General features: G+C 59.7%; 12 protein-coding genes and 3 pseudogenes. 6 read left to right on the forward strand and 9 right to left on the reverse strand.

Annotation, left to right across the window (positions count from 1 at the left end):
* From XH87_RS09175 to XH87_RS09185, 3 genes are all read left to right on the forward strand, one after another.
* The coding region (locus tag XH87_RS09175; protein WP_271587003.1) for an integrase core domain-containing protein at nucleotides 1-256 on the forward strand (256 nt) is incomplete at its 5' end.
* Between the two features lie 143 nt (nucleotides 257-399).
* Nucleotides 400-1,674: an IS256 family transposase gene (locus XH87_RS09180; RefSeq protein ID WP_271587004.1), complete on the forward strand. Its 1,275-nt coding sequence runs from the start codon at nucleotides 400-402 to the stop codon at nucleotides 1,672-1,674.
* Nucleotides 1,675-2,083: 409 nt separating this feature from the next.
* The gene (locus tag XH87_RS09185; RefSeq protein WP_271587005.1) at nucleotides 2,084-2,281 is read left to right on the forward strand and encodes a hypothetical protein; all 198 of its coding nucleotides are present in this window, start codon (nucleotides 2,084-2,086) and stop codon (nucleotides 2,279-2,281) included.
* Between the two features lie 81 nt (nucleotides 2,282-2,362).
* Here XH87_RS09185 and XH87_RS09190 read toward each other — a convergent pair whose 3' ends face one another.
* The gene (locus XH87_RS09190) at nucleotides 2,363-3,307 is read right to left on the reverse strand and encodes a helix-turn-helix domain-containing protein (protein WP_271587006.1); all 945 of its coding nucleotides are present in this window, start codon (nucleotides 3,305-3,307) and stop codon (nucleotides 2,363-2,365) included.
* A gap of 2,930 nt (nucleotides 3,308-6,237) precedes the next feature.
* Between XH87_RS09190 and XH87_RS09195 the strand changes: the two genes are divergently transcribed.
* The gene (locus XH87_RS09195) at nucleotides 6,238-6,480 is read left to right on the forward strand and encodes a hypothetical protein (protein ID WP_271587007.1); all 243 of its coding nucleotides are present in this window, start codon (nucleotides 6,238-6,240) and stop codon (nucleotides 6,478-6,480) included.
* Nucleotides 6,481-6,533: 53 nt separating this feature from the next.
* Nucleotides 6,534-6,731: pseudogene (locus XH87_RS09200) on the forward strand (transposase); the annotation flags it as partial.
* A 530-nt stretch (nucleotides 6,732-7,261) separates the two neighbouring features.
* Here the strand turns inward: XH87_RS09200 and XH87_RS09205 are convergent.
* The 4 genes and pseudogenes from XH87_RS09205 to XH87_RS09220 form a co-directional block, all read right to left on the reverse strand.
* A pseudogene (locus tag XH87_RS09205) lies at nucleotides 7,262-7,710 on the reverse strand (helix-turn-helix domain-containing protein); the annotation flags it as partial.
* A 63-nt stretch (nucleotides 7,711-7,773) separates the two neighbouring features.
* Entirely contained in the window at nucleotides 7,774-14,877 is a 7,104-nt protein-coding gene (locus XH87_RS09210; protein WP_271587008.1) for a shikimate kinase, read from the reverse strand.
* Nucleotides 14,878-14,915: 38 nt separating this feature from the next.
* The gene (locus XH87_RS09215) at nucleotides 14,916-15,257 is read right to left on the reverse strand and encodes a hypothetical protein (protein ID WP_271587009.1); all 342 of its coding nucleotides are present in this window, start codon (nucleotides 15,255-15,257) and stop codon (nucleotides 14,916-14,918) included.
* 1,120 nt (nucleotides 15,258-16,377) lie between these two features.
* Nucleotides 16,378-16,953, reverse strand: coding sequence for a hypothetical protein (locus tag XH87_RS09220; RefSeq protein WP_271587010.1), 576 nt, complete (start codon nucleotides 16,951-16,953; stop codon nucleotides 16,378-16,380).
* Between the two features lie 948 nt (nucleotides 16,954-17,901).
* Here XH87_RS09220 and XH87_RS09225 point away from each other — a divergent pair.
* Nucleotides 17,902-18,081, forward strand: a pseudogene (locus XH87_RS09225) (Mu transposase domain-containing protein); the annotation flags it as partial.
* Between the two features lie 1,153 nt (nucleotides 18,082-19,234).
* On the opposite strand, the gene XH87_RS09230 reads toward XH87_RS09225, so the two are convergent.
* The 4 genes from XH87_RS09230 to XH87_RS09245 all read right to left on the reverse strand — a co-directional run bounded on the left by XH87_RS09230 (nucleotide 19,235) and on the right by XH87_RS09245 (nucleotide 22,729).
* Nucleotides 19,235-19,639, reverse strand: a complete 405-nt coding sequence (locus XH87_RS09230; RefSeq protein ID WP_271587011.1) for a hypothetical protein — start codon at nucleotides 19,637-19,639, stop codon at nucleotides 19,235-19,237.
* A 13-nt stretch (nucleotides 19,640-19,652) separates the two neighbouring features.
* Nucleotides 19,653-20,516, reverse strand: a complete 864-nt coding sequence (locus XH87_RS09235; RefSeq protein ID WP_271587012.1) for a hypothetical protein — start codon at nucleotides 20,514-20,516, stop codon at nucleotides 19,653-19,655.
* 604 nt (nucleotides 20,517-21,120) lie between these two features.
* Nucleotides 21,121-22,146, reverse strand: coding sequence for a nucleotidyl transferase AbiEii/AbiGii toxin family protein (locus XH87_RS09240; protein ID WP_271587013.1), 1,026 nt, complete (start codon nucleotides 22,144-22,146; stop codon nucleotides 21,121-21,123).
* Nucleotides 22,139-22,729: a DUF6088 family protein gene (locus tag XH87_RS09245; protein WP_271587014.1), complete on the reverse strand. Its 591-nt coding sequence runs from the start codon at nucleotides 22,727-22,729 to the stop codon at nucleotides 22,139-22,141. Before XH87_RS09245 ends, XH87_RS09240 begins: the two co-directional genes overlap by 8 nt.
* Between the last annotated feature and the right edge of the window lie 94 nt (nucleotides 22,730-22,823).

Below are 22,823 nucleotides of genomic sequence, written 5' to 3' on the forward strand. Positions count from 1 at the left end.
GCGCGATGAGCTACTCAACGAGACCCTGTTCTTTGATCTCGATGACGCCCGCGCCAAGATCGCCAATTGGGTCGCCGACTACAATCTCCAGCGTCCCCACTCGTCGCTGAAATACCTAACCCCCGCGGCCTACGCCGCCCACCTCACCGCAACGGACGATCGGCTGCGCAACCCCGACCAGCTCCGCCGATCGTCCGTTGCTCCACCCGCGCCACTTGGCGTACAAAACCCCGAGACTCTAACTGCCGCTGGATGAAAATGCAGTGGCAGGTCACCCCTTCTGTGGTGATAGCAATGCCAGGGGATGTCCCGGGTTCTGTTGAATTTCTGAAGAGGTCGGCGTTGCCCACCTTGAGCCGGTAGGCTCGGGGTGCTGATTCCACAAAGGAGAGCAACGCCATGACGAGAGATATCACACCGGCTGGTTGGCCGGCGACCGGGGCTGTGGACGAAGCGTTTGCAGAAGTGCGGGCGAGCTTCGATCGGTTCTGCCTTGCGGCAGGGATCGAGGCGCTCGGCACGATGATGGAGGCGGATGTCACGGCGGCCTGCGGGCCGCGCCACGGTCGCGACGCGGCGCGGCGGGCGCACCGTTGGGGCCGAACGCGGGGACGGATCGGCTTCCACGGCGGCAAGATCGAGGTCGAGCGCCCGCGGGTCCGGGGCGTGGACGGCCGCGAGGTCACGATCCCGAGCTGGGAAACGGCGGCGGCGGAGGATTGGCTCGGTCGCTGGGCGATGAACCTGATGCTGATCAATGTGTCGACGCGCCGGTTCGGCCGCGCTGTCCGGCTGCCCGAGGGTGACGTGCCGGCACCGCCCGGATCGGGGGTTTCGAAGTCGGCGGCCTCGCGGAGGTTCGTAGCGCTGTCGGCGGCGCGGCTGGCCGACTTCATGGCTGCCGATCTGTCCGCGCTCGACCTTCTGGTGGTCCAAATCGGCGGGCTGCATCTCGGCGACGATCTCGTGCTGGTCGCCGCGATCGGGGTTGACGGCGAAGGCAACAAGCATCCGCTGGCGCTGGTGGAAGGGGCGACCGAGAATGCCGCAACGGTGCAGGCCCTGCTGGACAACCTGATCTCGCGCGGGCTCGACCCGACGGTGCCAAGACTGTTCATCGCCGACGGCGCGAAGGCGTTGTCGAAGGCGATCCGCCGCACCTTCGGTTCGGCCGCTGCGATCCAGCGCTGCCAGATCCACAAGGCGCGCAACATCATGGAACGCCTGCCGAAAGAGCATCATGCGGCCACCCGTCGGGTGCTGCGCCAGGCCTGGGAGCTCGATGACGCCGACAAGGCTGAAAAATTGATCCGCAATCTCGCGCGTCGACTCGACCAGCAATGGCCCGGCGTAGCGGCCAGCATCCTCGAAGGCCTCGACGAAATCCTGACTGTCGTCCGGTTGAAGCTGCCGAAAGAGCTTCGTCGATCGCTCGCTTGTACCAACATCGCCGAGAACATGATGGGCACCATTCGCCGCGTCACGCGCAACGTCAAACGCTGGCGGGATGCCGGCATGGCCTTGCGATGGGTCGCGGCCGGCATGATCGAGGCCAACAAGGGCTTCCGACGATTGAAGGCGCATAAGCAATTGTCGGTTTTGCGTGCGGCCCTTCAAGCTCGCCACAATCGCATGACGATCAACCCCGTTGCCCACGTCACGAGGGCCGCGTAACATTTATTCCGGCGACGTCGGCCCGACCTAGTTCAACAGCGATCGGGACATCCCCCAATGCCAGCGATACTCTTCTTTTTCGGACTAAACATTCCGCTAATGCTAATTCTCAAGTTTAGTTTAGGTCACGCCAAAATACGGTGAGGACGTACAGGCTCGCTTTCTTGAGCGCCTTAATCACATACCCTCACAGAGACCTAAGCTGCTTACTCGCGAGACGCTCGCAGCCTGGCTCGCTAACCCTGAACAAGCAGCAGCAAGGCACGGCTATGTCTTCCCTGTTTTGTTACCATTTGACGTCATTTTCCTTCTGAGCACTGGACTTTTGCTCGGACTTACTTCCGTCCACATGGTTGATCGCCTTCCGTTTCTGTCGGGCATCCCTGTATGGATATGGTGGATATTGCCGATGCTCTACATGATCTCGGATACTGCAGAAGACCTACTTGCAGCAGCGATTATCAAAACTTGGGGTCAGCTGACGGACCGCTCCTACTCCTTACTCAGAAAGCTCACGGCTTTTAAGATCGTCGCCGTCGGCGTTGCGATCGGCCAAGTAGAATTTCTTGGGGCAGAAATCGTTCTTCTTTCCGTGTTTCCGGGTTAAAATCCGCAGTCTGCGTGGTTTGGCGCAGCAAACCGGGCCGCGAATGTGAGGAACACGACTGGATGCAGGACAACGCAAATTTCAGTCTGACGCCAGCCTGATCTGCTTGCCCATATGCTCCCGCCAGAGGCCGAGCCGCTTGATTCTGTAGTCGACCAACTCCGACGAGGTGCCGAATGCTGCTGCGATCTGTTCCGAAGAGCGCTTCTTAGTCACGGCAGCAACGACGGCGGCTTTCGGTAGGAGCGTCGCCGAGGCGAGATAGTAAGCGTCGTGTTCCTCGGCCTTGTCATAGGTGCGTCCGTATGCGTCAGCAATCCTGGCAATCTTAGTGAGCTTGTGCCCAAGCAAGATGTGCCAGAATTCCTCCAGCAACGTGACCCGCTGACGCTCCACAGAGTGCGTATCGTTCAAGAGAACAGCCCAACCCTCGTTATCAGGATCGAGGGGCACGCTCATTGCGGACCATTCGCCGCTAACTTTTCCCCTCAATAGATTTATGGTGCGGGCTTCCAAACAGTCTGCCTTCCCGACGGGAATAACCCGGACGCCGTCCACTTCGACGCGAAGGCTGTCTAGCGCTTCATTGTGCGATAAACCCAAGTCCGCTCTGAACTTCGCTGCAGCTTGCTCAAGCTCCTCTTTTGATAGCCAATCACTATTGGTAGGGGAGTTGTCCTCGGGAGCTTCCTGTGCTCTCAAATTACTGGGGCGTCCAATTGATTGAACCAAACGCTCGGCAGCCGTCAGCAACGTGTGCACGGTCGAAGACTGAATGTTCTTGCCTGCACGGAAGTGCACGAAAGCTACATTATCGAAGCTGAGTCCCGCCGCTTCTGCTTCTGCACCGAGCCACTGCAGAAGCCGGATTTTTGAGTTGTTGTCCGGCTGTCCTTCGCCACGTTCGATGCGGGCTAACGTAGAGAAACTGACCCCAATCGCTGCTGACAGGGCGCGGATGCTTAGCCCTTCGGCCTCGCGCTTCTTTTTTATAGCATGGACCAGTTTTTCGTCAGTTGTGGGCATCTTGTTCCGTGCGAATGACACGCCTTGACACGTCGGGACGCTAGGCCCAGCATGTGCGCGTGACACAGATTCGCACATTTCCGCTACCAAGTGAAGCCACCTTGGCTCCGGAGGCTCGATCCGTGTTGCAGCAAATCGGGGCCGCCCTGGACGAGCACCGCTCGCTTCGAGTGCGTAATCACGGGCTAATCGCCCTGGAAGGCCCCCTAGCAGCCTCAGCGAAGGAGTTCGGCAATGAACTACAAGGAAAGACAAGATCCGCAGCCCGATCACGGGAAAGGCCCACCCGACGGAAAGGGACAGCCAGTGGACCACGGTCGGCCAGTCCCCCACCACGGGTCAGCCGCGACGTGCTCCGCGCCGCGTACGAGGGCCAGTTAAAATGCGTTACCGAAGCGTACCCCTCGCTTCGGACCTTTCCGGACGACGACGGAATGTGGCTCCTTGCGAGAAGCTTGATCATCCCGGGCTTGGAGCGGGAAGCCACGTTTCTGGTCGCTCTTCCATACCGATCAGAAGTAGGTCCCCGAGCATGGGGATTTTGGGCGGCTGCTGGTTCGTGTAGTTGGATCGGACCGCGACACACCAACTTCCAAGACGGATCGATCTGCGCCTTCTCCCCAAATGATGGAGCTTGGTTCGACGGCGGCGATCTGAGAACACTGCTCGATCTCTACAGCGTCTGGGCAGCGCGCCATCTGTACCTCGAAGTTTTCGACCGTTGGCCGGGAAAACAATATGGACTGACTGGCTCCGATCCCCTGGTGCAGGCCTACTATCGGCTGCGCGAGTGCAAGGACGACGAACTCTGCGGATGCGGCTCGGAAAGTCGGCCATATGCGGAGTGTTGCAAGCCATCGGATCAGCGAATGGATCTCCTCGAAGGAGCGTCCCGCTTCCTACGACACGTGCCGGGTGGATTTTCAAGTCGCCGACCGCCACTATCCGTCGTCGAATTCGTTGAAGGCCGATCCGAGATTCCGCGAATGAAGGGCGTCCATCTTCAGGTCGCGACTGGCTGAGCAGCGCCGCGGAACACGTGGAAAAGCCACAGCTACAGCGATTCGGAATCCCTGCTCTGTGTTAGAGGTTCTCTCTAGCCGGGTAAAACCGAGAATCCCCCCATCCACGCAGAATGAAGCTCTGCCGACGTTTCGTTTGCCCGCCAGAGAAGATCTCCAGCTCTCGGGAAAACTGACATCGACACCGGCGCTCAGCGACAATCCGCCGGAGCCGAGCCGAGTACCGGAGCCGTTGCGTACGGCCACGCCTGCCAGGGTGACGGAGCCCTCACCGCAGACAGAATCGCCGCGACGGTAAGTCCGCCTCAGACTGGCGCTCGGTTGCGGCCCCACCTTCCGATCTCGCCGGCCTTGACTCGGGGGATTATGATGGCAGCCTGCGCCGGCCCGTCACCGCCCGGTCAAAATCACCTTCGGCGCCATGCGCGAGATGGGCGTGCGCGGCGTGTTGGTCTATTGCGCCGACTATCGCTGCGGCCACAGTGTTACGCTGAGCGCAGACTGACAAACGAATGTCCTAACGCCAACCAGGAAGCCGCGGCTCGCAAGCTGCTCGAGCTCGCGGCCACCATCGAGCCGGTCCAGCATGGCCGCATCCACATCGAGAAAATCAATGCGCCATTCCGGTACACACTCAAGGCTGCGGCCGGTTCGGCGCCGGCATCAAGTACGCCCTCGAAAGAGGCTGGCTCGAGATGCACGAGAGGGGACCTACGTGTGGCTGCTGGCGCCGGGCCAAGATTTGCTCACGGAGTAGACAAATCGGCCCCAGCCGGGGGACTGGGGCCTAGTGGGCGACAGGTCTTGCGAAAGGATGGGCCGCAAGACTGATCGTTGAACTGCCTGCGGGAACCCTCGTTCCTAACCAAACGATCCCACATTGTCGGGGCAGGAACCTGTATAATACGGCATGGACCGCGCCGGGGCATCGCCTTCACATCGCTGAGCGTCACGCTGCGCAAGCCAGGCAGCTTCTTGGCGGGCAAGAGGAGCTGGTAGCTCAGCTAGACCGAGACGGCCATGACACAACGGAGGCCCGAAAGGTGCTCGCCACGTTGCGCCACATCCAATTTTTGCACGAACAGGACGTTGAGCGCCTCTCAGACGAGTTGGGAAAACCAGAACCATGACAGAAATGTGGCGTGTCGCACGACGTCCAACGTGCTCAATACCCCCTGACTTGGCCTTTGCACCGCCGGCGGCAGACAGAGCGCCAGCGGGACGGCCTATCGGCAGGGCAAGCCGGTGATCACTTTGTTACGGCAGCGACCCTCTCAGGCCTGCGACACCAAAATCCGAGGTGGCTCGACCAGCGTTCTCGGCAGGTCCGACATTTCGAGCAAGGATCGCGCCGAGCACCAGCAGGAGCATCGCAACCGTCAGTCCGTTCAAGATTGCAACTGAGTATCGACTAAACCAATTGCGCATCATACATCACCCGTGCGCACCGCCCCCGCTGTAGCTTGCTCGTTGAGTCGTCAGGCGCGCGGCGGTGGCATGCCCCGAATTGCACGGCTTGCTCTCTGCGCCGCGCCGATTTGCCTAAAGCTCCGGCTTAGCCGTACAGCCTTCGGCCTCGCGCGCGCCTGCGCCGAGGTGTTCGCTGTCCATAGGTCAACGCCGCGAAGGCAATGATTCCAATTGCGTCGACGAGAAGCGTGTACGTCTCCACAGCCGTTCCCTTGTATGGGCGCGAAGTGCGTCGGCAGGCTAATCGATTCCACCATCTCCCTTCGGTTCGCTTTGCGACACTGGGCGGCGCTTTGCCTCGCCGGCAGCCTTCGGGCGGACCGTTTCGCATTCCAGGACCGGATGCGCGCCGTCTGTGCGTTGGCGCGCATCCAGTGACGGGAACCTTGGGGACCGCCGGCAGTTGATCAGCAGTCCCCGACAAGCGGAGTTTTTCCCATGCGCGAGAAGCGCAGGCTGGCAGCGCCAGCAGCGTCCGCCCGCACCACCAAGGCATCGATTGAACCCCTGAGGACCGGTTATGCCTTAATCGTCGACGGTCATATCAAGGCGACCTTCGCGGCGAAAGCGAGCGCCCTGGAAGCTGGCACACAGCTGAAGAACCGATTCCCTCGGCTTCAGGTCAAGATCTACGACGCCGAAAACAACCTGAGCGAGGCGGTCGAGATCGCCCGCGCTTGACGCGCCGATCGGCGGCGGGTTGGAGTTGGCACCATGAGCGCCTCGAGCACAGCGACCCGCAAAGCCCTTGGCAGCGCGGCACTAACGAGAACACCAACGGGTTGCTGCGGCAGTACTTTCCGAAAGGCACAGACCTGAGCATCCACGCCGCCGACGAGATATCCGCTGTAGCAGCGGCCCTCAACGCCCGACCGAGAAAGACACTGGGCTGGAAAACGCCGGCAGAAGCGCTTGACGAATTACGGATATGAGTGAAAACAATTGGTGTTGCGACGACCGTTTGAGTCCGCCCATCATGCCTTCCCTCGTTCATATGCTGGACGTCATCGTATTGGTGAGGCTGCCGGTCGCAGTCTTTCCCTTGCTTTCCGCAAGTCGATACCGATGCCATGGTCTGGCTGCGTTCTCCCCATGATCCCTCGCGAGCGTCCTTACATCTGGGCTCTCGTTCGGATGCCGGCCGTCATATCCATCCGGCGAGATCATCAGCATTGCACCTGTTAAACCGTGCAGGCGGAGGCGATATTTCAGCCCTCAGATGCGGGTGAACCGGTTCGTGTTCCCCAACCTTCCAATACTTCAGCCTCGGGGACCGTCTCGGCTTAACGGCTTCGCCTCGATCCCCTTTACCCGCGGGCTACACGTCATCCTGCCAGGTCGCCGCCGCTTGGGCTCATGTCCCCTCACAGCAGGGGACAAGACATTTTTTCTCTTGGTCCTCCTTTCTGTTTTGCATTCCAGTCATGCGCGTTTCCCCAAATGTGGGGCGAGGCGCACGGCAGGTGAAGTCGGTCTGCCAGAGCTGGCTGACGGCGGTCGTCTTGTTCTTGAAATCGTTCGCGGCCTTGATCACCACATAGGCCGGGCTGGTGATGAGGTCATGCGCCTTCAGCAGCCGATAGACCGACGCCTCGGATACAAAGTACTTCCGTTCGTCGGTGAACCGCACGGCCAGCTCGCGTGGCGAAGCTCGGGAATCTCCAGCGCCAGGTCGAAGATCTGGCCCAGCACATCGTCGGGGATGCGATTCCAAACCCGATCTGGTCGAGACCGACGATCGACCAGCGCTTCAACGCCTCCCTCGCGGTAGCGATCATACCAGCGATAGGATGTGGCGCGCGGGATCCCGAGCTTGTCCAGTGTGCGCTTGGCCGGAAAGTGCGATGGCTCGGCCAAATGGATGATCTCGGCCTTCTCGGAGGCGGGATATCTCATGCCTCGTCCTCCCCAGCGCGACATTGACGATCATGGAAGCCTTGTGAGCGGCGACATCACGGTGTCGCTTCCATGACATTAGCCGGTTTCCGGTCCAAGTCGCTCACCACAAAGGTGGGCATGCAGCGCGGCCACACATTGATCTGCGTTCTTGTTGTCACGTTTTTGGCCGGGGACAACCGTGAGATCGGCAAGTTGATAAAATGGCTCGCGCTCGTAGATCAGCTGCGCGATCTTGTCCTCGCGGCTCGCGGCCTGCAACAGCGGGCGCACTTTGTCACGGCTAAGGCGTTTCCTGATCTCGGCTATGTCGGTATTTAGCCAAATCGAGACCGCCTTATCCGCAACGTGGCGCCGCGTCTCCTCACGCATGAACGCGCCACCACCGGTTGCCAGCACCACCGGCCCGGACTCAAGAACGCGTGCAATCGACCTCGCCTCGAGGTCCCTGAAATGCTGCTCTCCTTTTGTCTCAAAAATCTCCGTTATCGACATGCGAGCGGCCGTCTCGATTTTCTTGTCGGAATCAATGAAGGGCAGCCCCAGTCGTCGCGCAACATAGGAGCCGATGGTGGATTTTCCGGAACCGGGCATGCCGACGAGGACGATCGGCCGTCCGTTAAGAGCCGCGACGACCTCCTTTGCACTAGGCTCAAGCGTCCTTGACTGTTGGGCAGATCGCAAGCCGAAGGCCGCGCGAAGGCCATCGGTAGGCGCCCCTTCGATTGACCAATGGGAAATGTTTTTGACACCTTCGGGTATCGCAACTTCTTTGCAGATCTCTCGCGCGCGCTGCGCGAGTTGCTCCATCTTACGGGAATCCGGCGCATCGCCTCTGCGCAGTCGCTGCAGCTCCTGGAGCTCCTTGTAAGTGTCGTGATTGGTAATTTTGGCCTTGTAGCTGCCCGGCGTATGGAACTCTGCCTCGAAGCGGTAGCCATCCGGCGTGGCGAGCACAGTCTTCATGCCAACAAACGTCGGAGCGCTCATTTTGAACCAGTTGGTTGTGCTGATTTCGGCATAGCCTTGCTCTTCAAACGCCAGTACGGTTTGGCGGAAGGCACATGCAAAATGTTTGTCGGGCACTTCGAAGACATGGCGAACGGCATTGCTGATCGGCTGTCCGTCACCCACGAAGGCATCATTCATCTCCATGAGCTGGTCTCTGAGGGAGTTCTCCGTTCTCAACCGATGGTCGAGATAGGGCATATTCACCTGGATGCCCCTTTGCCGGAGATTTCCAGCAATCAGCAGCGCCGCTGCAGTGATCTCCTTCTCTTCGGCTGCGGCGCGGGCAGCCTCAATTTGGGCGCGCTCTGAAGCGTGCTCACGGGTTAGCGTCAACGTGATGGCGGATTCCTCGGCAGGCTGGCTGCCAAAGAGGACAGGCAGGATCCGTTTCTCCGCAGCAAGATTGATCGAGGCCTCCATGATTGAAGCCGCCAATGTGGGGTTGTCCTTCAGGTCCTCCAAGGTCGTATCGACATTGAACCTTCCGTGGTTGAGAGTGGCCGCCATGCTCTTAACATAGGGCACAGGCTTCACGCCCGGCGTCTGTTGTAGGAGCCGCTGGAGCCCTTGGCTTTTTTTTATAAAGAGTTCGACGCTCGTGTCGGATTTAAAGGCGTCCGTTCCGACCTTGATACCGAGGCTCAGGAGGTTGCTTGCGCTTTGCACGAAGTCATCCGCAACGTACCCATCCGGACGCGGATCGATGCGCGCGGGATAGTTGTCGAGCAAAACCCGGATACGGTCGCGTGGGTGAGTGGCTGCCTGATAGGCCTCCGGCAGGTTTGGGAAAAGCTCCGCAATTGCTGGGCTCACCGTCATTTTGGTGTCGCTCACGCTTTCGGCTGTTTCGGGCAGCACCTGCTCCTCCGCGCTTTCTGCCCACGCCTCGAGGTCGGTGGCGAGCAACTCGGCAAGCTCGTGGGCGACCGGATGATATGCAGCCTTGATCTCGCGCCTCGCTCTGTCGAGCTTTTCCTCTATATCCTGGCCAGTCACCTGTTCCTGGTTCAGTAGCCGACTGATGTCGCGCCGAAGCTCGTGGTGAACGCCCTCGTAAGTTCCAAAGATGGCACGCTCGGCAAACCAGCGTCGTGCCTCATGGGACTGCGCCAGAAAGCTCCGCTGCAGGCCGGTATAAATTTCCAAGGCATCCCGCGTCGCCGCGAGGATCTGGCTGGCACGACTGAATTGGTAATTATTGCCCTCGATCGCGGGGGTATACGACTTTGGCGGCTTGAGGGAGCGAACTCCGCGAGCTTGCTCCTTCTCATCGAACTGGCGAACATGCTCATACAGCTGCGGTCGGTCGCCGATGATAACGACGGTATCCCCGTCGAAGTCGCCGTCGAGCTTTTTCTGCTCGCCAGTCGGCACGGCGACCAACGAGCCCGGAGCGAACACCTCAGTCGCCTGCAGGATACCGACGCAGTCGACCGCCGTGTCTACCTTTGCGCGGTCCTTGCGCTCGGTCCAGCTCGAATGGCATTTGACGTCCTCCGCCGACATCACGAGCCCTCGATCGGCGTAGTTGGCCGGCCACATCTCATCCGGCACCACGATCAGAATACCTTTGGCGAAGAAGCTCGGATCGTCGGACGCCAGCTCCTCCCGCGACTTTTGGGCGACACTGAAACTGTATTGCATGGCCACGCATCGATCGAGGAACGCCGCAGTCGGATCCCCCTCAGCGGCCAACTTGACTCGTTCGGCAGCGAGCGGGCGCAGGTTGGGCTTGTCATAGGGAGATCGCCCGATCAGCACGCCCCCCGTTTGCGTCAACGTCTCGCTCTTGCGCTTCGGCACATGGAGGTCATTATCACTGGACGGGACCGCAACCGCACCGGGACCATCGATGTGGCCTGTCGTCACCATGCGAAACAGCTGCTCGCCTATCAGGCTTTCCCCTCCTCTGCTCTCAAGCCAGGTCTTGGCCATCTCGCGCGCCTCTTCCGCCACACGCTCACTGCGTGGATAATGTTGCAGCGCCGCGGCTGGCACGGACGATCTCCTTCCCTCACCATAGGCCGGCATCCGATCGGGGCCCTCCTGGGGGCCGGCCCGGCGAACAGCTAGCATACGCTCGGCGAGCGAGGCCTTGATGAAGCCACAGCCGTCATGCGGCCGCAAAGCAATCGGGCCTTCCGGTCCAGTCAGTTTGAAGGGATGCGCCTCGCTGGTCGGGCGATCCGGCGTCAGCAACAGCCTGAAGGCGCCCTCCAGCACGTTGTCATGAGGGCCTAGATCCTTGATCGCTGGTGGCGCCGCAAACCCCCTGCGCTGAGTGTACCAATAGGCCTCTTTGAACGGCGCCCAGGCACGCAATAGCTTCTCGAATGACGTGCCCGGAGCGGTTTCGGCATAGGGAACGGCGAGCAACTTCCCCCCCGAAGACGGTGCTGCCGGTGCGGCTGGAGCATGGGCGGCGATTTCCGACAAGGTCCGTTTTGCTGCCTTCAACTTGCTGCCGCCGAACAGGTCCATACGGTATGGCACACCTTTGTACGTGAATGTACGCGCCAACATGAAGGCGCTCGGCTTTGCTGGCAGCTGCACCGCGACCACCTCTATCGCTCCCGACGTCAGCCGATGAAAAATCGAATATCGTGTCTCGGGCTCCGTGGGCAGTGGCCGCCCCTGCATGTCCACCACCGGCAAGCGCATCAGGCCCGCTTCGCCCTGTGGGGGCCTGGGGTCGTGGTCCATGGCTCGCAAGACCTCGTGGACATCGAATATGGCCGCAGGATATTTGTCCCGGATCGTTGCCGCGTTCTGCTCGACGAATGTGTCCAGCGCATCGATCGGACTATCCGCCTCGATCTGCGCGATCATGTTCCAGCTCATATTGGAAAGATCGCCTTGGATGAGGTCACGCGTGCTGGCCAGGATCTTTCTGGTCCCGCGCTGCAGCTCTTGCTGCCTCATCCGCAAATCGGAGCTCTTGCCCTCGACATCGGGTCGCTTGAACATTGTCGCCAAGACCGCGCGAGCCTTGAGCACCTGATAAACCGAAAGGGCGGGACCGCGACTGGCGAGCGGCCCACGGATTCGCTCGGCCTTGCTTGCGTTGAAATGTGCCTCGATCTTTTGCTCCAAGATGGGTTGGACGTCGTTCAGCAAGTAGAGAGCCTGTCTCCTGTGCCACCGCAGGTGCGGGCTGCGCGCCAGCGGCACCAGAGCGGCACAGAGATTGCCCATGGTTTCGAGGTTATTCTCAGCGGCAAATTCAGGGGCACGAAGCAATTGGTTGAGCCGATCTAACCCGATCGGTGCGAGCAAACCAAGATCCTCCATCAGACGGGCCTTCGCCAAGGCCTTGAAAATGGCGGCGATGGTCAGCACATCGCTGTGCTCTAGCCGATCATTGGCATAGTGCAGGTGATGGGCCAGCTGACGTAAGCGATCCTTCAGCAAAGCGGTCTCGATGATCTCCCCCGCGTCTTCCCCTCTCGTGATACTTCGCCCTAGGGCATCTGCGATCATGCGCAACTGAGGCGTCGTGAAGGCACCGAACCATCGGCCTCCCCGGCCGAGTCCACGCGCGATGTCCACTACCGCCCGGTGGCACGCCGCCTCTTCCGGCCACTTGCTGAATCCGTTCATCAGCATTCCCAGACACTGTTCCGTGAAATCCGCGAGCCGTGCGGCGCGGTGGCAGAGTTCGTTGGCGATCAGGCGTGCAGCTTGCAGATAGACCTCTGCTGTTGGCCATTTGCTCAAGCCATTGATCAGGACTGCCAACTGCCAGTCATTGAAATGGGAGAGCCCTGCGGCGCCGTGACGGACGAGCTCGCTTGCGACGGCAAATATGGCTTGGCCTGTGTCCTCATCTTCGGGCCACTTGCTGAAACCGTTTACCAGGCTGGCTAATTGCGGCGGGGTAAGATCAGGGAGTCCGCCATCGCTGACGGCGCGGCGGCGCAGCTCAGCAGCGATCAAGCCCGTGGCTCGCAGACAGGCATTCTCCTCGGGCCATTTGCTAAAACCATTCAGCGCCGCCGTCACGTGCCGGTAAGTAAGTATCGAAAGGTCGTCCGCGCGGCTATAGAACGCCTCGGCAATTGCGACTACAGCTTGGCGGGAATTCAGCTCTCCCACTGGCCGCTTGCCGAAAGCATAGGCCAGGAGTGCCAGGTGCCGTGGAGCAAAACCGACCAGTTTGTTGTCGCGGGCGTGCCGGCAGAGTTCGGTTGCGATCAAGCCTGCCGCTTTAAGGCAGTCCTCCGTCTCTGGCCAATCACAGAACGCGTGGAACAGGCTCGTCACTTCCGATGCAGTAAAAGTTGGGAGTAGGTCGGCGCGTGCAATGACCTCCCTGGCGATCGCGATTTTTGCCGAACTAGAACCGATCTCGTCTGCCCACTTGATCAACCCGTTGGCCAGGGTTGCCAGGCCCTGCGGATCGAAATCAGAAAGCCCTTCTTCGCGCGCGGCGATCTCATTGGCAATCGCGACAGTGACGTCGCGACAGATCGTCTCTTTCGGCCAGTTGCCGAAACCGCTCACCAGAAGCGCAAGTGCCTGCGGATCACAGGCAGACAGCTCTTCTTTGCGCGCGAGGACCTCGTTTGCGATCGCGACCGCAACGTCGCGACATTGTTCCGGCCATTTGCCGAAACCATTCACCAAGTTTGCCCGGCTTCGCGGACCAAAAGCAGGGAACTTGCCCTCACGGTCCGCGCGGGACAGGATCTCATCCGCCATTTTGACGGTAGCTCGGCGACAGGTTTCTTCGGGCCTGCTACTGAAACCGCTTACCAGGTGCTCCAGTAGCTGTGGAGCAAGACTCGAGAGCCGGTTTGCATCGGCGCGAACAACCTCATCGGCAATCGCAAGGATAGCTTCGTTGCAACGCGTCTCTTCCGGCCATTTGACGAACCCGTTCACGAGGTTCGCCAAGTGCCGCGGAGTAAAATCAGAAAGCCCGTCGGCGCGGCTGGCGCGGCGACAGAGTACGGCGCCGATGACGCCGGCGGCTCGAGCGAGAATGGACTCTTCCGGCCACTTGCTGAAGCCGTTGACCAGGTTCGACAAGTGTTGCGGCCAAAAATCAGAGAGCGAAGCATCGAGTGCGGCGCGGCGGCAGAGTTCGATTCCGATTTCGACTGTAGCCTTGCGGCATCCCGCCTCGTTTGGCCACTTGCTGAACCCGTTCACCAGGTTCGCCAGGTCCTGCGCAACCAAACCACCGAGCTCGTTGTTTTGGGCGCGGCGAATCACCTCGTCGGCGATCGCGGCTGTGGCTCGGCGGCAGTCGTCGTCTTCCGGCCACTTTGTAAAACCATTCACCAGGTTAGCCAGTGCCTGTGAAGTAAAATCAGGGAGTTGGTCGGCGCGTGCGACGATCTCCTTGGCGATCGCGACAATAGCCCGGCCGCAGCGATCGTCCGGCCACTTGCCGAATCCGTTCACCAGGTTGGATAGTCCCTGCTGATTGAAATCGCATAGACCGTTGTTGCAAGCGGCGCGGCGGCAGATTTCGCCAGCAAGCAGGCCTGCGGCTTGGGCGCAGTGTGGCCGATCCGGCCACTTGCTGAAGCCGTTCACCAGATTCCCCAGGTTCTGCGGAGTGTATTCAGACAGGCGGGCGCTACAAACCTCTCGGGCAATCGCCGCAGTGGCTTGGCCACAGCTCTCCTCGGCTGGCCATTTACCGAAGCCGTTGACCAGCAATGCCACACTTTGACTTTGCAGTTCCTGAAAAGCAAAGCTCTCGTCGCAACAGAATTCGGCGATGTTGACGACTCCCTCGCGGCATTCCGCCGCCGTGGGGTGCCGACCGAACGATGATGCGAAGAGAGAAAGGGCGCTGGGATTCATTTGCTTCATAAGCGTCTTGTCAAGACGCGACACCCGCACCGCTAAGGACCGGCAAGCTTGTATGCCGGCCTCACCTCCAGCTTCCCGGCTCACCGCGTTGCATGTCGTGGCGTACCCCCACGAGGAGCGGATATTTTCTTCCAACTGCGCAACAAATCGAGCATCGAAACGGGCAGCCGCGGTTTGCAGAAACTCTGAAAGATCATCCTGCTTCCGCAGCTGCTTGCTGTAACGTACCACTGCACGTGAGAATGGGCCGATGTCGCGAGCGCTGGCGATTTCTCTTAGCGCAGCATTTAGTTCATCCGATCGTCTAGAAGGCCTTTCCGGCATTCCAGCTTGGACTTTCTGCACGGCTGAATTGTCGACGTGCGGCCTTCCTGGTCCGCCACTTAAGTCAGAGACGGATTGGCTATGCGGCACCAGCCCGCCTGCTTGCGAACGTTCGACCGCTCGATCGGCGCGGCGCCGGCCGCCATCCGAATGCGACGGGTCAATTTCCAGATTGGCTGCGTCACCGTGAGTTCGGTGGGATCGCTCCGAGCTCTCAGACTGGATTGGCTGCACAGGAACACCGCCGATGCGCCAGCCTCCTGGCCTGCCACCCCGCTCGGACACTGGTTGCGTATTCGCTGAAAGCTCGCCTCTTTGCGAGCTTTCAGCCAGCTGGTGGGCACGCCACCGACCGCGATCAGAACGCGCCAGGCGTGCTTCCCGATTTGCTGCGCCATCATAAGTACATTCCGAACCTTCACGCTGGATTGACTGCGTCGGCGCATTGGAGGCGCGCCACCTTCCTGGTCTGCCACTCCTCTCAGACACGGTTTGCGTATCTGGGGCGCGTCTGTCCGCGTGTGAGCTTTCAGCGTCTCGATCGGGGCGCCAGGACTCTTCGCCACGCGCAGGCAAGGCGGCATCTCGACTTGGTCCCCCACTGTAAGGATTAGAAGGTCGCTTCAGGCCTCGGCCTTGGACCGTCTGGGTGGGCACATCATGGACGTGTCCCCCTTCTGGTCCACTAGCTGGGTGCGACGGTAGCGAGCGTCCTGGCGAGCTTTCAGCCTCTGCATCGTCGCGCCGCAGTTCCGCATCAGATCGCGACGAGCCGGATTCCGGCAAGGAGCGTAAACGACGACGGCTCCCGCCGATTGCGCCCTGCAGCGCAGCCCCGAGGAGTCGATGTGGGCCGGCGGGAGGACCGGCAAGCCGTCCCGCGCCGCTGGCGCGCGGCGCAATGCGAGAGTATGATGCATCTGAATCCTGAGGCTCAGAACGCATCCGCTCCACAACAGAATTGAATGATCGGCCCTCTTCAGCCGGAGCATAAGCCGATCCGGCGCTAGAACCTTCAGCGCTTCGACTTTCGTTGGCACCAAATTCTGAAATGGGCGACTTGCCGCGCTCGTCAATGCGCCTCATGATCCATCTCCAATGTAGCGGAAAATGTGCTGCCTGCCCTCACGAGCGCGATAGCCACGCGCCGGCTCGGCCGCTTGTCCTCGTCTTATCTGACAGAGCTAATTGAATGGGATCGCCGGATCCGCAACGATACCATTCCAACGGGTCGTCCGCGCATTGAGGACATGACTGTATCGGCCATCTGCGTCTTGGTGGCGACGGGTTGAGCGGCGGCCTCAGCAACGAAGGCGTAGATCGGCCCCAAGCCCGCATCACGGATGTATGACGGCGCCACAAGACCGAGACTCCCGGTGCCTGCCAGTGGGTCCAACGATGCGTACCCACTGGCGGCGCGAACAATTCACTACTGAGCGATGAATTGCCTGTGTCGGTAGCAACAACCGAAGCGATCGCGGGGTTCCGGCCGGGCGCGATCGGTCACAGTCGGGTTGCGCCTCAGACCCGCGTAAGCTTAACGAACCCTCCTTCGGCTAATTCGGCCTCGTAGGTCCGTCCGTTAAGCTGGATTGTTGTGGGGTTATTGGCGGTCGGCATGAGATCCTCCTCGCGCAACTTATCCATGAGGGCAGGTGTGGCCCATTGCTGTGGTAGCGGCGTTCCGAAGCGCCGGTTCTCCGTGAAGAAAGCTCCGAAGTCCGGTACCCCCGCCCGACCGGCCCCAACCACTTGGTCCTCCGCAGGGTTATGAACAAGACGAACGCGATTGGACTCATCCAAGCCGGCCGTGTAGCGGTGACCTCGGATTTCATAGGTCATCGTCGGCTGGTCCGAGTCCGGCAATAGACCCCGGTGGAACAGCCTCTCGACCATAAAGTCAGGGGCGATTTGCGAACCGTGTGAAAATCTCTGGGGAGCGGCGAATGAGACATCTACCGCTTCCTCAGGTGCGGCAGATGATGATGGTCCAGCTTCATTCATGATCTGACTGAACAAATCATGATCTTCCTGTGTCCAGACGTGCGACGTCGGTGATCCTGGTGAGCGGGCATTATCGATCGGATTCGGATCCATTCAGCTCTCCTATCTGTTATGGGAACAACAACGGCCTCTTGAAGAATCTTGCCGGCGAGTGTGCTGGAGTTCAGCACGAATTCAGACATGTGCGGCTTCGTCATCGAGAGGCCAAGTTCGGAAGCTAGAAAACCTGGCTTTCGAGAAGCTGACGAAGTTCGAAGAACGGAGATAAAACCGCGGCCGCATCTGCCACGTCTGACGCGACCATCTCCGAGGTCTCATTCCGCCTGACCTTCGCAATCGGTGCGCGGGTCTGAGTGGCGCATCGCGTTCCACCGGTGGGAGCTGGTTCGGAGGTCTAGGCGATGCGGGCGGACGCCGGGCACAGTCTTGCACCGCATATGCGCATCTGGATCTCAGCCCGCGACCAGTCGTTCTGCCTTACACCTCGAGCCTACGCTCGGCTCGGGTTGCCAACCAGAATGAACGGGATAGCCCGGCCAGCGCGACAAAGAACAAACGAGAGCGCGGCCTACGTGAAACTCCGGCAAGCGAGAAGCGAACTGTTTACCCGATTGAGGGTGAAGAACGAACAGGTCCCAGCACCTTCTGGGGGCCATGGAGGCCGACGCTGGGACGGTCGTGGCCATATCCGAGGATAGCAAACGGACAGGCTACCTTATTGTGCATCGTCAATTCGATTCGTCAAATCGGCCCAAGGTGCGTATTCTCACGGGATGCCGATCACTCGGAAATCGCGCGAGATTCGCCGGCTTCAGCCAGCCGAACCACTACTCAGCGCAGCGGTCCGCCTATGCGAGCCGAATGGACATGCTCGCATACTCGCACCAATATTGGCGCGAATTCCTGATCGAGCTCAGGCAGGATGAGGTGCGCGCGCCGTAGTCCAGGAGCGAGCGACACCCCGCGCTCCGCCTGCTGCCTTCAGTGGTGCACTTCTCGCCCGGCGGCCGACCTCGCTGCAATCGACCGAATTTCCTCATCTATGCCTTCGCACGCTGGAAGCGCTGCCGGGTCGCTCCCGACTATCATGTCGAGGTCAACGGCCACTGGTACTCCGCGCCGTACCGTCTGATCGGCGAGCTGGTCGATGCCCGCATCGACGATCGGACGGTCGAACTCTTTCACAAGGGCGAGCGCATCGCCAGCCATGCCTGCGCCCCCATGGGCGACTGGGACGGAAAGACGATGGCGAGCATCATCAGGGATTCGGTATCGAGCAGTTCAGCGCCCTTCTCCAAGTCGCGTGAGATCGGCGCCGGCAAACTTCTCATTGATCAATCACAGCTCTATGCGTTCGGATATAAAGTGTCGGTGCAACCCTATCCGATCGTGAGGCGATTTGCGCCGGATGGCAGCCAGATCTGGCAGAAGGCTTGGCCGGACCTTGTGGACGATATGCCGTACGGTTCCCTGAAAGTCGGCAACGATGTCGTTATGCTGTCGGGATCGACTTACTCATCGAAGGACGAGCGCATAGCGCGTTTCGTCCGATTTGACCGCGATGGGAACGAGGTTGCGCGAAAGGAAGTTAAGGTCGGGATGTCCGAATTCATCATCGGGCAATGGGCACTTCTTTCCCGGCTCGGCCCCGATCTCGCGCTGATTGTTAATTCGCGGCAGTTTGGCAATTTCGGCTCCAGCGAGGCCTTGTTCGGCTTGCCGACCCTCTGCCCGGGACCTCTCGAAGCAACGGTCTATCTGCTCGACGCGACGACTTTCGAAGTGAGGAAGACGCTCAAAATTTCGGATCTGCAGGTTATTGCGGCGGACGGCGGGGATCAAGAACTCAAGATCGGCGGGCAGACGCGCGGATCGTGCGAAGATAGCGGCAAAGGAATTCTTCTTCGGGTGACCCCGGGGCTTAGATCCTCAACAGTCTGGAAAGATGATGATGCGTTTCCCTCCAACATTCAGGCGGTCGCGACCTCGACCGACGAAATCCTCTTCGCAGTCAAGCGTCAGCGACCGATTGGCGTAAGACGGCTGGGCGCTGCGGCACCGGAAGTCGCGACCAAGCGCTGGGGCGACGGCGGCGATGAATTACTGGAGTTCTCAATCCTCAAGCTTGGTGTCGATGGAAGAGCCATCTCGATCTATGACTCCGCCTTTGGATTAAGCTCCTTCGCCCAAGGACTGGTACTCCATCGAGGAAGCCGGTCATCTATGGCAGCCTTGGCGGTCGCCCGGCGATTTCGGCCCAACAGTGAAGCGATTGAGGCGATAATGTTAGCAGTATGCGACGCCCTGCTGGAATGAAGCATACCCGATGCGGAGATTTTCAGGGCTCAGAACGCTGCCTGCGAGCAATGTGCGATCACCCGCAGGGCGGGATACCGCTGGCCTTGGCATTCGCCTCCGAAGTCTCTCCCACCTTGAAGCCGCCGCTCCAGATACTGACCGTCGGATCATCTCCCGATTTCGTGTAGCAGTAGCGCGCGGAGGACTGCGCCAATGAGGCGTTTGGATTGTCGATAGCGTTTCGCAAATTGAGCACCGATGCGCAGTGCAGCAGGATATCGGTGATGTCGTCGCTGTGCAGAGACGGCACGTCCAGGTTTGTGATAATTGTGCGCACGCGTTCATGACCGCTATCCACGTCCGGATTGGCAGCAGGGGGATTACCGGCAGGCGGTTGCACCGCTGCCATCGCTTGAGGCTTTTTCGTCTTGTCCTTCTTCGGCTTTGTGGCTCGACCAGTCCTTTTACGCGAGGCGTTCACTGTGTTCCTCCTCTTAAGGAATTATGCGGGTACCACGAAGACCGGCTCTGAGCTGTTGATTGATGTGAAACGCCTGCGCCAGCGGTGACAACGACTTGCCGCCCTTGGCCAGGGGTCCGAAGGTGAAGACGACCTGATGCGTTCGTTCGCGCCCCGCGCTGAACAGGTTTCCAGACGGATTCACCGTGCCGGTCGTAAACTTCCACGTCGGTGTGATGTCTCCTGAAACCGTCTCCTTGATCGAGACGGTTTGCGTCAGGACATTCTTCTCGTCCTTGATCAGTTCGACGTTGTCCGGATCGCTGGCCAGGCCGAGCTTGACGATCTGAATGCGGGACTCCAGCAGCGGCAGGATCTTCAGATCGATGTCGACCAGCGGCGAGCCTTCCTTGTTTCCGGAAGGATCGCGGCACGGACGCTCCGTGCTGTTGCGTTGAAAGAGATTTGGCTTGTAGAGAGCTGCGATCGGATAGAAGACGTTGAAGTCGTTTTCGTTCGTCGCAACGGCTCCGCCGCTGATGCCGCCTGCGAGACTGAATATCGGCGAGAGTGGAGACACTGGCTCCCAAAGACCGGTCGGATTGACAGTCGAGTTTTCCGAGACCGTCAAGTCGGTCGCAACCTCGACACCCCAACCGGCGAGGAAGCTGCTGTACGCGCGATGATTGGCTCGTTCGCGGGCTTGGGCCAGATCCTCCTTGACCGTCAAAGTCACGGCGTAGCTCAACTCGCAAACGATGCTGCGAATGAGCGTCGAATTCATGTCTTCGACTTCACGGGAGCTGGATCTTGGCCAATCCCGCTGGCTTGGAATGTAGGTGCCGCAGCCGGTAAGCGACAGACAAACGGCCCCGAAAATGAGGTGCAGCAATCTCATGCAAACATCGCCTTTTGCCGGCGCACCGGTTCATCACGGCAAGCCAAGCTCAAACCAGCCTAAAATCTTCCTGCGACGCTCCCATCCCCCTGCGCCAGCGCTCTAATGTGGTGGTCACCATGGGTTTTGCGAGCCCGTTGGCACCAACTTAGAGCCCGAAGACGGGCAGAGTCTGTGACCGGAACGCAACAATCGTTACAATTTATGATTGTCTCAGTTCTTAAGCTTGCGCCTGGACCGCGAGAAAGAAACAGCCTCGCTGGCGGCGGCACCTCGGGGATGGCGCTTCGATGTCGCCGCGGAAAGAAAGCGGCAACGGTCAGCCGTCCACGAGAAGCCGCGAACCATCATTCGATGACAACGAACGTTGAGGCGATCCTCGGCCTGGTCGAGGCACGGCTGAGTCGGTAACCTGCCGAGCATGCTCCACATCTTTCCCAACTAACCGGCGCCGATCCGATAGGGCACCGATCGTGGCGTCGTCTCATCGGAGACTATTCGGCAGGCGCATTTGATTGACATCGATCACATTCGCACTCGGCGGAGCCAATTAGGTGATCTGCACGATAACTGATCGAGCTCAGCGCATGAACTCCGACCATCTCTAGATTTTCAAGGCTGGTCTGTTCGCTCGGCTTTCGATGTCCGCACACCGTTGCATTAGCGTCTCAAAGGTCTCTGGCTCATCCAGCAAGAGGCCGTCGTCGACCATGTGTTGATAGTCCCATTCCAAAACGGCTCGCGCTTCGCCTTCAGGGACGAGCTTCAATGCACCATTGACTACCCTGTGATAGTCAATCATCGTACCGGCACGGTCCTTTTCAGAGAAGAACCATGTTTTATGCTCTGCCACCGTGTTAGCCAGTTCTCGGTCTTTTAATGCGGCGTCCGCGATCCCCGCGTCATCCAGCCTCACGAGATCGTACCAGTGGCGAGCAAAGCGCTCGCCTCGCAGTTTGCCCTGGACACAAAAAACATGGATTGCGGTCGCCTTCTCCCAGAAGGTGCGCTCCGCTTTCATGGTTTTCGGCCGGGCAGTGGGAAACTCGAGAGTTTCAAGATACTGGGCGGCGTCGCAAACCACGTCGTGAAGCTCGCTCGGCTCGCCGGTGGATCTTGCGCCGAATTCGAGCATGACGGCGGAGCTCACATAGCCATTGCCTGTCTCCAAGGGAGCGTATCGGACGAAGATTTTGTCATCATCGGCTTCCGCCTTTGCACTCAGCTTGTCGTTTTCCAGACACTGACTGATAACGGGAAGCGCCTTTTCTTTCACCCAAATTGGAAGTCGCTCTCGGACCTGGTCGCTCCATTTTTTGCCCTGGCTTCGGGTCTGAGGGACGGGATTGCTCTGGCGTGTTTTCACGAGATCAGGGGCTATTGCCCGAATATCGTAGGTAAGGTCGACGTCCTCTGAGAAGCGGCGGATTGCGCCGTACGCCTTGGAAAGGGACGTTCCGCCCTTGAAAACGAGGTGCTCTCCCAGTGGAGAGGAAAAGAGTGCGTTCAAGCACCAAACGACCCAGACATCTTTCTCAAGGAGATGTGCCGGACGTCCTGAATTGGAAGCAGCAACGCCGAGCGCCTCTCGGCGCTCGGCGTCAGACAGATTTAGGAACCTGTCAGACATGCAGTTCGCTTATCGGCCTGGCAAGCCAAGTCGGCAATGAAGACGCCGCGGACTTAAGTTCCCTCACTTCGGTTGGGGTCAGTTTCTGACTGACCGACCGCAATGCTCGTTCTGCCGTCTTGGGACCAACCCAGGCAAGCGCACGCACCACCTCACCAGCACGACGGTTCGCCAGCGTAAGCTGCCAAAGCGGCGCATGCTTGAGCTGGACAACTTGCTTGCCAAGGTGGAGCTCGCGAGAAGGACCAGAGGTCAGGTAAACCTGACGGACAGGTACCTGCGTTGTCAAACCAAGATGGTTGGCCGCCGCCGCGCCGCTGGAAACAATGGTCTCACCGCTGCGAGCCTTGGTTTCCTCAACGACTTTTTCGACCGACGGAGCTCTAACCCCGAAACGGCTTTCGACCGGACGCAGATACACCCCTCGCCTCGCGCGCAGGAGCTTTCCTCGCTCGGCAAGACGCGAAAGGGCCTGATCGACAGCAGCACGCTTTCCAAGGTGCAAAAGCGCCTTGGCAGCAATCGGTGCGCCTTCGGGCAGTTCTTTGGTGACTTCCAAAATCCGGGTGCTAAGGGCGGTCATGGCTCTCACTCCAGTGTCAGAAACATAGGAGAACTTCTGACACCCTGCAAGAGCTAGATTTCAAAAAGGTTTCGATGTCAAATCAAGCGTTTAC

The sequence above is a fragment of the Bradyrhizobium sp. CCBAU 53415 genome (assembly GCF_028128735.1).
GTDB lineage: Bacteria > Pseudomonadota > Alphaproteobacteria > Rhizobiales > Xanthobacteraceae > Bradyrhizobium.

Coding starts and splice junctions, on each gene's coding strand:
- XH87_RS09180 (WP_271587004.1), top strand. CDS start 400: ATGACGAGAGATATCACACCGGCTGGTTGGCCGGCGACCGGGGCTGTG.
- XH87_RS09185 (WP_271587005.1), top strand. CDS start 2,084: ATGCTCTACATGATCTCGGATACTGCAGAAGACCTACTTGCAGCAGCG.
- XH87_RS09190 (WP_271587006.1), bottom strand. CDS start 3,307: ATGCCCACAACTGACGAAAAACTGGTCCATGCTATAAAAAAGAAGCGC.
- XH87_RS09195 (WP_271587007.1), top strand. CDS start 6,238: ATGCGCGAGAAGCGCAGGCTGGCAGCGCCAGCAGCGTCCGCCCGCACC.
- XH87_RS09215 (WP_271587009.1), bottom strand. CDS start 15,257: ATGATGGCGCAGCAAATCGGGAAGCACGCCTGGCGCGTTCTGATCGCG.
- XH87_RS09220 (WP_271587010.1), bottom strand. CDS start 16,953: ATGGATCCGAATCCGATCGATAATGCCCGCTCACCAGGATCACCGACG.
- XH87_RS09235 (WP_271587012.1), bottom strand. CDS start 20,516: ATGAGATTGCTGCACCTCATTTTCGGGGCCGTTTGTCTGTCGCTTACC.
- XH87_RS09240 (WP_271587013.1), bottom strand. CDS start 22,146: ATGTCTGACAGGTTCCTAAATCTGTCTGACGCCGAGCGCCGAGAGGCG.
- XH87_RS09245 (WP_271587014.1), bottom strand. CDS start 22,729: ATGACCGCCCTTAGCACCCGGATTTTGGAAGTCACCAAAGAACTGCCC.